Source organism: Micromonospora sp. NPDC047707 (assembly GCF_040704235.1).
Taxonomy (GTDB): domain Bacteria; phylum Actinomycetota; class Actinomycetes; order Mycobacteriales; family Micromonosporaceae; genus Micromonospora.
Window position 1 is genome coordinate 35,224 of sequence record NZ_JBEYSU010000023.1, and the last position, 12,344, is coordinate 47,567.

Consider the following 12,344-nt stretch of genomic DNA (forward strand, 5'->3'; position numbering starts at 1 on the left):
CGGACCTGAGGGTTGGGGCCCGCGGGCGGGCGCGGGAAGGCATGTTGGGGGCATGGTTCGGCACGGGAAGCCCGGCGGGGACCGCCCGCACGGCGACCCCGCCTCGGGCGACCAACCGCACGGCGACCACCCGCCGGGCGGCGGCGCCCGCGGTGGGCACCCGCACGGCGGGCACGACAAGCACGGCGGGCACGACAAGCACGGCGGGCACGACAAGCACGCGGGGCACGACCCGGACATGTTCCGCCGCCGGTTCTGGGTCTGCCTGGTGCTCACGCTGCCGGTGGTGGTGGCCAGCCAGATGGTCATGGAGTGGTTCGGCTACCAGCTGGAGTTCCCGGGCCGGTCGCTGGTCGGGCCGGTGCTCGGGTCGGTGGTGTTCTGGTGGGGCGGCTGGCCGTTCCTGGTCGGCGCCGTCCGGGAGGTCCGCGACCGCGCGCCGGGCATGATGCTGCTCGTCGCCATGGCGATCACGGTCGCGTACGCCGCCTCCCTCGCCACCAGCCTCGGCGCCTTCGACCTGGACTTCTGGTGGGAGCTGGCCGCCCTGGTCACCGTCATGCTGCTGGGCCACTGGCAGGAGATGAAGGCGATCGGGCAGGCGCGCGGCGCGCTCACCGCGCTGGCCGCGCTGCTGCCGGACGACACCGAGCGGGTGGGCCCCGACGGGAGCGTCACCCGGGTGCCGGTGAGTGAGCTGCGGGTCGGAGAGGTGGTGCTGGTGCGGCCGGGCGGGCGGGTGCCGGCGGACGGGCGGATCACCGGCGGGGCCGCCGAACTCGACGAGTCGATGATCACCGGGGAGTCCCGGCCGGTCACCCGGTCGGTGGGGGACCGGGTGGTGGCCGGCACCGTCGCCACCGACTCCGCCATCCGCGTCGAGGTGGCGGCGATCGGCGAGGAGACCACGCTCGCGGGCATCCAGCGGATGGTGGCGCAGGCCCAGCAGTCCAGCGGGCGGGCCCAGGTCCTGGCGGACCGCTTCGCCGCCGGGCTGTTCTACGTCGCCACCGTCACCGCCGTGGTGACCGTGGCGGCCTGGAGCGCGCTCGGCGACGCCGACCAGGCGGTGGTCCGGACGGTCACCGTCCTGGTCATCGCGTGTCCGCACGCGCTGGGCCTGGCCATCCCGCTGGTGATCGCCCTGTCCACCGCGCTCGCGGCCCGCCGCGGGATCCTGGTGAAGAACCGGCTGGCGCTGGAGCGGATGCGGACGGTGGACGCGGTGCTGTTCGACAAGACCGGCACGCTGACGCGTGGCGAGCACGTCGTCAGCGACGTGGCCGCCGCGCCGGACGTCGACGAGGGCGAGGTGCTGCGGATCGCCGCCGGTGTCGAATCCGACAGCGAGCACCCGCTGGCCCGGGCGATCGTCGCCGCCGCCGGCCGCCAGGGCGGGCCCGCCGCCGCGAGCGGCTTCCGGTCGCTCCCGGGCCGCGGGGTGCGGGCCACGGTCGAGGGCCGGGAGTACGCGGTGGGCGGCCCCGCCCTGCTGCGCGAACTCGGCGTACGGCTCCCGGGCGCGCTCGCGGCGGTGAGCGACCAGTGGTCGGACCGGGGTGCCGCCGTGCTGCACCTGGTGCGCCTGCCGGACACCGTGCTCGGTGCGCTGGCGCTGACCGACGAGGTACGCCCCGAGGCGCGCCAGGCCATCGCGGAGCTGCGGGCGGAGGGCGTCCACACCATCGCCATGATCACCGGGGACGCCCGGCCGGTCGCCGAGGCGGTCGCCGCCGACCTCGGGTTCCGCCCGGGAGTGGACGAGGTGTTCGCCGAGGTGCTGCCGGCGGAGAAGGACGGCAAGGTCACCGAGCTGCAACGGCGGGGCCTGACCGTGGCCATGGTCGGTGACGGCGTGAACGACGCGCCCGCCCTGGCCCGGGCGGACGTCGGCATCGCGATCGGTGCCGGTACGGACGTGGCGATCGAGTCCGCAGGTGTGGTGCTCGCCTCGTCCGACCCGCGCGGCGTGAGCGCGGTGGTCCGGCTCTCCCGGGCCTCGTACCGGAAGATGCGGCAGAACCTGGGCTGGGCGGCCGGCTACAACGTGGTGGCCCTGCCGCTGGCGGCCGGCGTGTTCGCGTGGGCCGGCCTGGCGTTGAGCCCGGCCCTGGCCGCGGTGCTGATGTCCGCCTCGACGATCGTGGTGGCGCTCAACGCCCAGTTGCTGCGCCGCGTGCGGCTGGACAGCAAGGAAGGGCCCCCTGTTAACGCCTCGCGTGGTGAAAGGGGCCCTTCTTAACGCGCGCCGCCCCTTCGGCGTCAGCCGCGCTTCATCAGCCGGCCGACGGCGGCCATCATCTCGCTGGCCATCTCGTCGGCCCGGCCCTCGGCGGCCCCCTCGTGCATGCAGTGCCGCGCGTGCCCGTCGAGCAGGCCGAGGGCGACCTTGTCCAGGGCGGCCTGGATCGCGGAGATCTGGGTGAGGACGTCGATGCAGTACCGGTCCTCGTCGACCATCTTCTCGATGCCCCGGACCTGACCCTCGACGCGGCGCAGCCGCGCGAGCAGCTGGTCCTTCGTGGCGGTGTAGCCCCGGATCGGGGCGGGCGTGGGTGTGGTCATGCCGGCAAGGATAGCGTACCCCTGGGGGGTATGTTAGTGTCCTCGCAGTTACCCCCTGGGGGTATCGTTGGTGACGGAGAAGGAGAGGTTCCATGGTCACCACCACGTACCAGGTGCAGGGCATGACCTGCGGGCACTGCGTGAGCTCGGTCAGCGCCGAGGTCAGCGCGATCAAGGGCGTCAGCGACGTCCAGGTGGATCTGGCCACCGGCCAGGTCACCGTCACCAGTGAGAGCCCGTTGGACATCGAGACCGTGCGCGCCGCCGTCGACGAGGCCGGCTACGACCTCGTCGGCGCCTGACGGCGACACGGGGAGACCGAGGCACCCCATGAACACGGCGACGAAGCTGAGCGGTTTCGCGCTCGGGCTCGCGGCGGTGTTCGGCGCGGCGTACGGGGTCGGTCAGGTGACCGGCCCCGTCGCCCCGACCGCCGAGACCCGCCACGACGACACCGGGCACGCCGGCGAGACCTCGCACGACGACGGAACGGGGCACGCCGACGAGGCGGCCCACCTGCCCGGCGGCCTGCTGGTGTCCGAGCGAGGCCACACCCTCCGGCCGGTCGCGGCACCCGCCGGCCAGTTCGCCTTCCAGATCACCGGAACGGACGGCGCGCCGGTGACCGCATACGAGGTGGCGCACGACAAGCGGATGCACCTGATCGTCGCCCGCCGTGACCTCAGCGGGTTCCGGCACGTGCACCCCGAGATGTCCCCGGACGGCACCTGGCGGGTCGACTCACCGCTGGCCGGGCCGGGAGTGTGGCGGGTCTTCGCCGACTTCACGCCGGGCGGCGGGGAGCCGCTGACCCTCGGCGTGGACGTGACCGTCCCCGGCGTGCTGACCGACCGGCCGCTGCCGGCACCGGCGACCAGCACCACCGTCGACGGCTACACGGTCACCCTGGCCGGAACGCCGCAGCCGGGCCGGACCAGCGAGCTGACCCTGACGGTGAGCCGGGACGGCGTACCGGTCACCGACCTGGAGCCCTACCTGGGCGCGTACGGGCACCTGGTCGCGCTGCGCCAGGGCGACCTCGCGTACCTGCACGTCCACCCGGACGGCGCGCCGGGTGACGGGCGGACCAGGCCCGGCCCCGAAGTGACCTTCTTCGCCGAGGTGCCCTCCGCCGGCACCTACCGGCTCTTCCTGGACTTCCAGCACGACGGTGTGGTCCGCACCGCCGAGTTCACCATCGTCGCCGCGGCGGCCGGCGGGACGGCCACCGCCGTCCCGGCAGCACCGACGCCGACCGGCACGAGCGCACCCGCCCCGACCGGCGCCGCCGACCACGGCACGCCCGGTCACGGGCACGACTGACGGGAGGCGGGATGACCACCACGAGCAAGCAGCCCCTGCCGATGGCGCCGCACCGGATCGAGCTGGCGATCGGCGGGATGACCTGCGCCTCCTGCGCCGCCCGCATCGAGAAGAAGCTCAACCGGATGCCGGGCGTCACCGCCACCGTCAACTACGCCACCGAGAAGGCCACCGTCGCGTACGCCGACGACGTGACCCCGGGCGACCTGATCGCCACGGTCGAGAAGACCGGCTACACGGCCGTCGTGCCGCCCCCGCCGGTCCAGGCCGGTGGTGAGCCGGCCGCCGAGCCGGTGGACGAGCTACGCGGTCTGCGTACCCGGCTGTGGGCGTCGATCGCGCTGACCGTGCCGGTGATCGTGCTGGCGATGGTGCCGGCGTGGCAGTTCACGTACTGGCAGTGGCTGTCGCTGACCCTGGCCGCCCCGGTGGTGGTCTGGGGCGGCCTGCCGTTCCACCGGGCCGCCTGGGTCAATCTGCGGCACGGCGCGGCGACCATGGACACGCTGGTGTCGCTGGGCACCCTCGCCGCATTCGGCTGGTCGGTGTGGGCGCTGTTCCTCGGCACCGCCGGCACGCCGGGGATGACCCACCCGTTCAGCTTCGACATCGTGCGCGGCGACGGTGCGGGCAACATCTACCTGGAGGCGGCGGCCGGCGTCACCACGTTCATCCTCGCCGGCCGGTACTTCGAGGCACGGTCCAAGCGCACCGCCGGGGCGGCCCTGCGGGCCCTGCTCGAGCTGGGCGCCAAGGATGTGGCGGTGCTGCGCGACGGCGTCGAGACCCGCATCCCGGTCGACCAGCTCGCGGTGGGGGACCGGTTCGTCGTCCGCCCCGGCGAGAAGGTCGCCACCGACGGCGTCGTCGACGAGGGCACCTCGGCGGTCGACGCGAGCATGCTGACCGGGGAGTCCGTTCCGGTCGAGGTGGCCCCCGGCGACACCGTGGTCGGCGCGACCGTCAACGCCGGTGGGCGGCTGGTCGTCCGGGCCACCCGGGTCGGCGGCGACACGCAGCTCGCCCAGATGGCACGCCTGGTCGAGGCCGCGCAGACCGGCAAGGCGGCCGTACAGCGGCTCGCCGACCGGATCTCCGGGGTCTTCGTCCCGATCGTGATCGCGCTCGCCGTCGGCACGCTGGGCTGGTGGCTGGGGAGCGGGGCGGGGCCGACCGCCGCGTTCACCGCCGCCGTGGCCGTGCTCATCATCGCCTGCCCGTGCGCCCTCGGGCTGGCCACGCCGACCGCTCTGCTGGTCGGCACCGGCCGGGGCGCCCAGCTCGGCATCCTGATCAAGGGGCCGGAGGTGCTGGAGTCCACCCGGCGGGTCGACACGGTGGTGCTGGACAAGACCGGCACCGTCACCACCGGCCGGATGACCCTGGTCGACGTGCTCCCGGCGACCGGGGAGGACCGGGCGGAGGTGCTCCGGATCGCCGGGGCGCTCGAAGCCGCCTCCGAGCACCCGATCGCCCGGGCCGTCGCCGCGGGCGCGGCCGAGGCCGGCGGGCTGCCACCGGTGACCGGCTTCGCCAACCTCGAAGGGCTGGGCGTGAGCGGCTCCGTGGAGGGCCGCGAGGTGCTGGTCGGCCGGCCCCGGCTGCTGCGGGAGCGGGGTGTGGACGTACCCGGGGAGGTCTCGGCGGCGGTGACCACCGCGGAGGCTGCCGGGCGGACGGCGGTCCTGGTCGGCTGGGACGGGCGGGCCCGCGGCGTGCTGGCGGTGGCCGACGTGGCCAAACCGACCAGCGCGACCGCCGTCGCGCGGCTCCGCGACCTCGGACTCAGTCCGGTGCTGCTGACCGGCGACAACGAGACCGTCGCCCGGGTGGTCGCGACCGAGGTCGGGATCGCCGAGGTGATCGCCGAGGTGCTGCCCGCGGAGAAGGTGGACGTGGTCCGGCGGCTCCAGGGTGAGGGCCGGGTCGTGGCGATGGTCGGCGACGGGATCAACGACGCCGCCGCGCTCGCCCAGGCCGACCTGGGGCTGGCCATGGGCACCGGGACCGACGTGGCGATCGAGGCCTCCGACCTGACCCTGGTTCGGGGCGACCTGGCCGCCGCCGTGGACGCGATCCGGCTCTCCCGGCGCACCCTCGCGATCATCAAGGGCAACCTGTTCTGGGCCTTCGCCTACAACGTCGCGGCGCTCCCGCTGGCCGCGGCCGGGCTGCTCAACCCGATGATCGCCGGTGCCGCGATGGCGTTCTCGTCGGTCTTCGTGGTGGCCAACAGCCTCCGCCTCCGGGGTTTCCGCCCGGTCGGGTGACGGTTGGCGGCGGTTTCCCGGGGTACATCGGGAGGCAAGCGGCACCCCCGGATCCCTGGAGGTTGACATGGGTATCGAAGACAAGGCCAACAACACCGCCGAGAACGCCGCGGGCAAGCTCAAGGAGGGCGCCGGGCGCGCCACCGACAACGAGCGGCTCGAGGCCGAGGGCCGGAACGACCAGGCCAGCGCCAGCCTCAAGCAGGCCGGCGAGAAGATCAAGGACGTCTTCAAGAGCTGATCACGGTGTACGCGTCACCGCCGGGCCGGCCCCGCCGCCCGGCGGTGACGTGTCCCGCCGACGAGTCCACTCGTTGCCAGGACGGCGCCGTTCGCGGCGTCATCGGCGTCCACAGGGGACGTCGTGGTGCAGAACGGGGGTGAGCCGATGTCCCGGACCGTCGTGCTCGCGCGGCGTGCCGCCGCCATCGCGGCCCTGGCCGTGCTGGTCCTCGGGGCGCACGACGAGCGCCGGGGCGAGGCCGGAGCCCCGCCACCGCCGCCTTCCGCCCCGGCCAGCGCCACCCCCTGACGGGCCGGCGTTTGGAGACCTTGGATTCCTGCCCCTCGGGGGCCGTTTCCTCAGCCCCGCTCGGCGACCTGGATGACGAACGCCCGCCAGGCGCTGGGAGCGAAGGTCAGCGCCGGGCCGGCCGGGTCCTTCGAGTCGCGTACGGCGACCACGCCGGGGAGGTTGTCGGCGACCTCGACGCAGTTGCCGCCGTTGCCGCTGCTGCGGCTGCTCTTGCGCCACCGCGCGCCGTTCAGGTCCATGATTCCGCCACGTCCCTTCGTTGACATCGCCCCGTCATGCTCGCTCGACCTCGCGGAGCATCAGAGCGAGGCTCTGTGAGCGCCGCTCGGCCGCGAGGGCATCCCACGCCCGTCGCGCGTACGCGACACCGCCCGCCTTGTCGCCGGCCTTCGCCATGGTGAGCCCCCGGTGCAGTTCGATGTGCGCCGCGAAGCGCGGTAGACCCTCGGGCCGGGCTCGGTCGGCCTCCTCCTGCGCTTCGGTGCCGGGGCCCGGCATCCCGAGTCGGGCGTACAGCATGCTGCGGAAGGTCGCCATCCGCCACGGCGGGACGGCGGTGTCGGAGACCTCGCTGTCGGGTGAGGCAACGTGATCGAAGACCCGGCGCGCCTCGGTGTCGAGGGCGACCGCCCCCGCCTTGTCGCCACGTCCCGCCGCGACGTGTGCCCTTGCCATGAGTGCCTGGACGCGACCGAGTGACGGCTGGTCGGACAGCGCAATCGCCTGGTCCGCATATCGTCGCGCCGTCGGAAGCGCCGCCCCCTCGTAGGCGAGGGCGATCGCGGCGCGGCCCCGTACCCACACCCGGACGGTCAGGTCCTCGGAACGGTCGGCGGCAGTGGTCGCCAAGTCGTACCACCGGATCGCCTCGACCGGGTCCGGGGTGGTCTTCCCGTAGGTGACCAGCGCCCTTGCCGCGTGCGACCACATGGGCGGCGTGTCGAGGTGCTGTTGCAGGATCACCAGGTCGCCTGCGAGGCGCGTCTGAAGTACCGCTGCTCCGACCGCCATGTAGTCGCGCCCGTACTGGTCGACCCGCTCGCGCCAGTCCTCCTCAGCGGCACGGCCTTGAAGCGCGGCGCTGAAACCGGCCCGGATGAGTTCACCGGCCACGACCGGGCCGACGACACCCGCCGCCAGGCCGAGCACTTGCCGTCGGTTCACGTCGCCCTCCCCGAGCGCCCGCGTGTAGGCGAGCACGATGTCAGGGGTCGCCGCTCGCCGTCCAGCCTCGACGTTGCTCAGGTGCGATGCCGAGTAGCACGTCCGGGCAGCCACCGAGGCGAGCGTGACGCCGGCCTCGGTACGAGCCTGCCGCAGTTGTGCGCCGAGATGATCCACCGGTCCTCCTGCTGAAAGCCGCTGAAAGCATCGACCTCCTTCCGAGCGTAGTCCCACGATCGCACTCTGAAAGGGACGGTGCGGCCGGTGGAGGTGACCGGAACCCGGCGGCTGCGCTGGTCACGGGGCCGCCTCGACATGAAGGCGAGGCGGCCCCATCCATGACACGAGGTCCACCCCTTGCGACTCAGATCTTGGCGATGCGAGCCGGTGCCGCCGCTTCCCCGGCGCATCCGCGGGGCCAACCTGCCGGCGGCGCTGTTCGCGCCCACCCGGCCACTACCCGCAGTCCAGCCGGGCCGCCCCGGAAACCTCACCCCGGCGCAGCAGTGGCGTGCGAACGGAGGCCGCTGGTGAGTCTCGTCGTCGGCCACACCATCCGTGTCCCCGAGGACGGCTACAAGTTCGGCACCGGTCCGCTGACCCTGCACATCTCCGAGGTGATCGGCCGCAGTGAGATCGACGGGGTGGTCTGGGCCGAACTGAGGGGCCGGGAGGTTCGCCCCGACGGTTCGGTCGCCGTCCGCGAGCGGTACGCCCTCGTCCGCGTCGACCGGGTCCGCGAGGTGGACGGGGTGCGGGGCCGGTGAGCCGGCGTCCCGTCGACCACCGTCCCTCGCGGCCGACCTGGCGCTGCGCGGCGTGCGGGATCGCCTGGCCGTGCTCGCCGGCGAAGCTGCGCCTCCTGGGCGAGTACCGCGAGGACCGCACCGCGCTGCTGGTCTACCTGGCGACTCTCCAGGCCGAGGCCGTCGAACACCTCACGGGGCTCGACCCCGGCACCCGCCGGTCGACCTGGCCGACCGGTTCACCGGCTGGGCCCGCGCCCGCTAGCCGGGAGTCGTGCTGCTCAGGTGACGACCGGGCTGCGGCGTTCGATGAGGGTGACGTCGCGCCAGACCCCGTGGTGGCGGCCGACCCGCTCCCGGGTGCCGACGGTACGGAAGCCGCAGGCGGCGTGGAGCGCGAGGCTGGCGGTGTTCTCGGGGAAGACGCCTGACTGGATGGTCCAGATCCCGGCCCGCTCGGTGCCGGCGATCAGGCTCGCCAGCAGGGCGCGGCCGACTCCTCGGCCCCGAGCGTCGGGGTGGACGTAGACGGAGTGCTCGACGACCCCGGCGTAGACGCACCGGTCGGACACGGCCGTGCAGGCGACCCAGCCGAGGACGCGACCGGCCGCGTCGACGGCGACCCACCGGTGGTCGGGCAGGCGGGTCGCGGTGAAGGCGGACCAGGTGGGCGGTTCGGTCTCGAAGGTGGCGTCACCGGAGGCGATGCCGCGCCGGTAGATGTCCAGGACCGCGTCGGCGTGCTGGTCGCCCATGGCGGTGATCGTGATGCCGGCCGGGCTCATCGGGTCTCCGTGGCCCCGGCGGCCGCGGGCAGTTCCAGCAGTGCGCCGAGCTGGCGGAACGCCTCCGGACGGACCCGGTACCACACCCACGTCCCGCGACGCTCGGAGTCGACCAGGCCGGCCTCCCGCAGCACCTTCAGGTGGTGGGAGATCGTCGGCCCGGACAGGTCGAACGCCGGGGTCAGGTCGCACACGCACATCTCCGGCACCGAGGCGATCATCGACATGAGCCGCAGCCGGACCGGGTCGCCGAGGGCCTTGAACATCGGCGCGACCACCGACGCCTGCTCGGCGTCCAGCGGGCGTACCGCCAGCGGCGGGCAGCAGGCCACGGTTTGCAGGTCCACCGACTGTTTCGACATGCCTCTAGGTTGACAGATGTCAAAACAGGGTGCAACAGTGGGTGCGTTGCTTCGATAAGCATCTAGACAAGGAGAACCTCGTGTCCCGTGTCCAGCTCGCCCTGCGCGTCTCCGACCTGGAAGGCTCCGTCGCCTTCTACGCCAAGCTGTTCGGCGTCGAGCCGGCCAAGCGCCGCCCCGGTTACGCCAACTTCGCGATCGAGAACCCACCCCTGAAGCTCGTCCTGCTCGAAGGCGAGCCCGACCGGCCCACCGTCCTGGACCACCTCGGCGTCGAGGTGTTCAGCACCGACGAGGTCGGCGCCGCCACCCGGCGCCTCACCGACGCCGGCCTGATCACCCTGGAGGAGAGCGACACCGAGTGCTGTTACGCCCTCCAGGACAAGGTCTGGGTGCGCGGCCCCGGGCAGGAGCCCTGGGAGGTCTACACCGTCAAGGCCGACTCCCCCCAGCTCGAGAAGGCCGCCGACAGCACCTGCTGCACCACCACCGCCACCGCCGAGCCGGCCTCGGCCACCACCGGAGCCCGCACCGCCTGCTGCTGACCGTCGATCGTGCACGTCCCGCCGCGACAACGCTCGCATTCGTGGCGGAACGAGGGCACGAAGCAGGATCGCAGGCAGTGCCCGGCGCGGCGCGCGCCCCCGTGTCGCGCGCCGCGTCGGCCGGGCGTCAGGACCGGACGCGGTACGTCACGTGCGTCACCGTCGGGCCGGCGACCACCCGGGCCTGCTCCAGGCGCAGGTCGGTGAGGCCGTCGAAGAGGCGCTCGCCCGCGCCCAGCACGATCGGCACCACGTGCAGATGGAGGGTGTCGACGAGACCCGCCGCCAGATACTGCCGGACGGCGCTCGCCCCGCCCGCGATCGCCACCTCCCGCTCACCGGCCACCTTCCGGGCCTGCTCAAGCGCCGAGTGGATCCCGTCGGTGACGAAGTGGAAATCGGTGCCGCCGGCCATCGGCAGCGACGGCCGGGGATGGTGGGTCAACACGAAGACCGGCACCCGGAACGGGGGCTCCTCGCCCCACCAGCCACGCCAGGTCTCGTCCCACGGGCCGTCACCGCCGCCGAACATCCGCCGGCCCATCACGTACGCGCCGACGTCCCGGACCAGCTCGTCGACGACCTGGGAGTCCACCTCGGACTCACCCCCGGCCCGCCCGTGCTGCTCCCGCCACCGGCCGGCGGCGAAGAGCCACTCGTGCAGGCGCAGGCCGCCCCGGCCCAGCGGATCCTGGAGGCTCTGGTCCGGCCCCGCCACGTACCCGTCCAGAGAGATCGAGATCTGACACGTCACGACAGTCATACGGGGTGGACGTTCGGGGCGTACCGAAGTCATCGGTCGCGGCGCCGGCCGCCGCGGACCGGCCGGGCCGGGCGGCCCGGCGTGGCGCCCAGCGACGCCCGGTCGGCGGCGGCGGTGCCCGACGTCCAGCCCTCGGCGTCGCGGACGGTGAGCCGGGCCCGGGTGACGCCCGGGAACAGCGCGTCGAGGTGCTGCCGCACCGCCTCGTTGCGCGCGGCGAGCACCGGCAGCAGCCGGTCCGGGCCGGCCTCCTCGGTGGCCGCCCCGGTCGCCGCCCGCAGACGCTCGCCGATACGCAGGGCGAACGCGTTGAGGAACGACTCGTCGTAGCCACGGGTCCGCCGGCCGCCCGACTGCCGCCGCTCGCCCCGCCCCCGGAGCATGGCCGCGGTGGCCTGCACGAGCAGCGACGTGTAGAGCAGCTCCACCGCCTCCAGATCGGTCGGCCATCCGAGCACCGTGCTGAACCCCAGGTCGTCCGACCACACGGCCTCGCACCGGTTGGCCGCCGCGACCTCCTGCACCAGCAGCGCCTTCGCCCCCGCGTACGGGGAATCGGTGCCGAGGCGCACCCCGGTGGGCAGGTCGGCCGGGTCCGGCGCGGCCAGCAGGGTCGCCTCGATGCTGTGCCGGGCCATCAGCTCCTGGGCCTTCGCCGTCAGGGCCTCCGCCTCCGCCGGGAAGGTGGTCGACTCGGCCTTGGCCAGTAGGGCCCGGACCCGGTCGAGCATCCGGGAAGCACTGGGCGCCGGACGGGTCGTGGTGGCCGCCGGCGCGCCGGGCGGCGGCCGGAGCACCGCGATCGGCGGCAAGCCCTCGACCAGCGCCAGCGCGTCGACGGCCGCGCGCAGAGCCGTGAAGCGGTCCGAGCCGGTGCGGGCCGACCAGCCAACGAGGTGGGTGTCGTCCGCGTCCCACCACACCGTCGCGGCCAGCTCGCGAAGCTGCGCCGCCCACCAGTCCGGCACCGGATCGGCCAGGTCCCGGCGGTGCGCGGCGAGCGCGTCCACCACCAGTCCGGCGTCGCGCGGGCCCAGCCGGCGGGTCGCGATCCGGGCCAGGTCGACCGGCTGCCAGCCACGCGGCACGAGACGCCCGACGGTCCGCACCAGCCGGCGGAAGAGGGCGGCGTCCACTGCTCGTCCGCCGTCCGTGCCGCCGATCATCAGCCGGTCCAGCTGCCGCTCCGCGAGGCGTACGTCGGTGCCGCGCACCGCCGCCAGCGCATCGCTGACCAGCTCCTCGGCGTCCGGCACGGCCGCTTCCCCCTCGACAGGTCGGGCGCC

General features: G+C 74.0%; 15 protein-coding genes and 1 pseudogene. 9 read left to right on the top strand and 7 right to left on the bottom strand.

Features of this window, described 5'->3' with window-relative positions:
- Window positions 1–238: 238 nt before the first annotated feature.
- Entirely contained in the window at window positions 239–2,242 is a 2,004-nt protein-coding gene (locus AB0873_RS22295) for a heavy metal translocating P-type ATPase (RefSeq protein ID WP_366601912.1), read from the top strand.
- A gap of 20 nt (window positions 2,243–2,262) precedes the next feature.
- On the opposite strand, the gene AB0873_RS22300 is transcribed toward AB0873_RS22295, so the two are convergent.
- Window positions 2,263–2,565, bottom strand: coding sequence for a metal-sensitive transcriptional regulator (locus AB0873_RS22300; RefSeq protein ID WP_155329133.1), 303 nt, complete (start codon window positions 2,563–2,565; stop codon window positions 2,263–2,265).
- Between the two features lie 92 nt (window positions 2,566–2,657).
- On the opposite strand from AB0873_RS22300, the gene AB0873_RS22305 reads away from it, so the two are divergent.
- From AB0873_RS22305 to AB0873_RS22325, 5 genes are all read left to right on the top strand, one after another.
- Entirely contained in the window at window positions 2,658–2,867 is a 210-nt protein-coding gene (locus AB0873_RS22305) for a cation transporter (RefSeq protein WP_366601841.1), read from the top strand.
- 28 nt (window positions 2,868–2,895) lie between these two features.
- Window positions 2,896–3,888, top strand: a complete 993-nt coding sequence (locus AB0873_RS22310; protein WP_366601843.1) for a hypothetical protein — start codon at window positions 2,896–2,898, stop codon at window positions 3,886–3,888.
- 11 nt (window positions 3,889–3,899) lie between these two features.
- The gene (locus tag AB0873_RS22315) at window positions 3,900–6,158 is read left to right on the top strand and encodes a heavy metal translocating P-type ATPase (protein WP_366601845.1); all 2,259 of its coding nucleotides are present in this window, start codon (window positions 3,900–3,902) and stop codon (window positions 6,156–6,158) included.
- Window positions 6,159–6,225: 67 nt separating this feature from the next.
- Window positions 6,226–6,399: a CsbD family protein gene (locus AB0873_RS22320; protein ID WP_366601847.1), complete on the top strand. Its 174-nt coding sequence runs from the start codon at window positions 6,226–6,228 to the stop codon at window positions 6,397–6,399.
- 147 nt (window positions 6,400–6,546) lie between these two features.
- Window positions 6,547–6,690, top strand: a complete 144-nt coding sequence (locus AB0873_RS22325; RefSeq protein WP_196255966.1) for a hypothetical protein — start codon at window positions 6,547–6,549, stop codon at window positions 6,688–6,690.
- A 50-nt stretch (window positions 6,691–6,740) separates the two neighbouring features.
- On the opposite strand, the gene AB0873_RS22330 is transcribed toward AB0873_RS22325, so the two are convergent.
- The gene (locus tag AB0873_RS22330) at window positions 6,741–6,932 is read right to left on the bottom strand and encodes a DUF397 domain-containing protein (protein WP_366601913.1); all 192 of its coding nucleotides are present in this window, start codon (window positions 6,930–6,932) and stop codon (window positions 6,741–6,743) included.
- Between the two features lie 34 nt (window positions 6,933–6,966).
- A complete protein-coding gene (locus AB0873_RS22335) occupies window positions 6,967–8,034 on the bottom strand; it encodes a helix-turn-helix transcriptional regulator (RefSeq protein ID WP_366601849.1) in 1,068 nt (355 codons plus the stop codon).
- Window positions 8,035–8,387: 353 nt separating this feature from the next.
- Here AB0873_RS22335 and AB0873_RS22340 point away from each other — a divergent pair, with 353 nt between their 5' ends.
- Entirely contained in the window at window positions 8,388–8,624 is a 237-nt protein-coding gene (locus AB0873_RS22340; protein WP_155329126.1) for a hypothetical protein, read from the top strand.
- Window positions 8,621–8,868, top strand: a pseudogene (locus AB0873_RS22345) (flavin reductase). Before AB0873_RS22340 ends, AB0873_RS22345 begins: the two are co-directional and overlap by 4 nt.
- A gap of 16 nt (window positions 8,869–8,884) precedes the next feature.
- On the opposite strand, the gene AB0873_RS22350 reads toward AB0873_RS22345, so the two are convergent.
- Entirely contained in the window at window positions 8,885–9,388 is a 504-nt protein-coding gene (locus AB0873_RS22350; RefSeq protein ID WP_366601851.1) for an N-acetyltransferase family protein, read from the bottom strand.
- A complete protein-coding gene (locus AB0873_RS22355) occupies window positions 9,385–9,750 on the bottom strand; it encodes a metalloregulator ArsR/SmtB family transcription factor (protein WP_366601853.1) in 366 nt (121 codons plus the stop codon). Before AB0873_RS22355 ends, AB0873_RS22350 begins: the two co-directional genes overlap by 4 nt.
- An 80-nt stretch (window positions 9,751–9,830) precedes the next feature.
- Here AB0873_RS22355 and AB0873_RS22360 point away from each other — a divergent pair, with 80 nt between their 5' ends.
- Window positions 9,831–10,295, top strand: a complete 465-nt coding sequence (locus AB0873_RS22360) for an ArsI/CadI family heavy metal resistance metalloenzyme (RefSeq protein ID WP_366601855.1) — start codon at window positions 9,831–9,833, stop codon at window positions 10,293–10,295.
- 127 nt (window positions 10,296–10,422) lie between these two features.
- Here AB0873_RS22360 and AB0873_RS22365 read toward each other — a convergent pair whose 3' ends face one another.
- Both AB0873_RS22365 and AB0873_RS22370 read right to left on the bottom strand, forming a co-directional pair.
- A complete protein-coding gene (locus AB0873_RS22365; protein ID WP_366601857.1) occupies window positions 10,423–11,058 on the bottom strand; it encodes a dihydrofolate reductase family protein in 636 nt (211 codons plus the stop codon).
- A 29-nt stretch (window positions 11,059–11,087) separates the two neighbouring features.
- Complete coding sequence (locus AB0873_RS22370; protein ID WP_366601859.1) at window positions 11,088–12,314, bottom strand: DUF2786 domain-containing protein; 1,227 nt, start codon at window positions 12,312–12,314, stop codon at window positions 11,088–11,090.
- Between the last annotated feature and the right edge of the window lie 30 nt (window positions 12,315–12,344).

Coding starts and splice junctions, on each gene's coding strand:
- AB0873_RS22330 (WP_366601913.1), bottom strand. CDS start 6,932: ATGGACCTGAACGGCGCGCGGTGGCGCAAGAGCAGCCGCAGCAGCGGC.
- AB0873_RS22320 (WP_366601847.1), top strand. CDS start 6,226: ATGGGTATCGAAGACAAGGCCAACAACACCGCCGAGAACGCCGCGGGC.
- AB0873_RS22355 (WP_366601853.1), bottom strand. CDS start 9,750: ATGTCGAAACAGTCGGTGGACCTGCAAACCGTGGCCTGCTGCCCGCCG.
- AB0873_RS22365 (WP_366601857.1), bottom strand. CDS start 11,058: ATGACTGTCGTGACGTGTCAGATCTCGATCTCTCTGGACGGGTACGTG.
- AB0873_RS22310 (WP_366601843.1), top strand. CDS start 2,896: ATGAACACGGCGACGAAGCTGAGCGGTTTCGCGCTCGGGCTCGCGGCG.
- AB0873_RS22305 (WP_366601841.1), top strand. CDS start 2,658: ATGGTCACCACCACGTACCAGGTGCAGGGCATGACCTGCGGGCACTGC.
- AB0873_RS22300 (WP_155329133.1), bottom strand. CDS start 2,565: ATGACCACACCCACGCCCGCCCCGATCCGGGGCTACACCGCCACGAAG.
- AB0873_RS22315 (WP_366601845.1), top strand. CDS start 3,900: ATGACCACCACGAGCAAGCAGCCCCTGCCGATGGCGCCGCACCGGATC.
- AB0873_RS22350 (WP_366601851.1), bottom strand. CDS start 9,388: ATGAGCCCGGCCGGCATCACGATCACCGCCATGGGCGACCAGCACGCC.
- AB0873_RS22325 (WP_196255966.1), top strand. CDS start 6,547: ATGTCCCGGACCGTCGTGCTCGCGCGGCGTGCCGCCGCCATCGCGGCC.
- AB0873_RS22295 (WP_366601912.1), top strand. CDS start 239: ATGTTCCGCCGCCGGTTCTGGGTCTGCCTGGTGCTCACGCTGCCGGTG.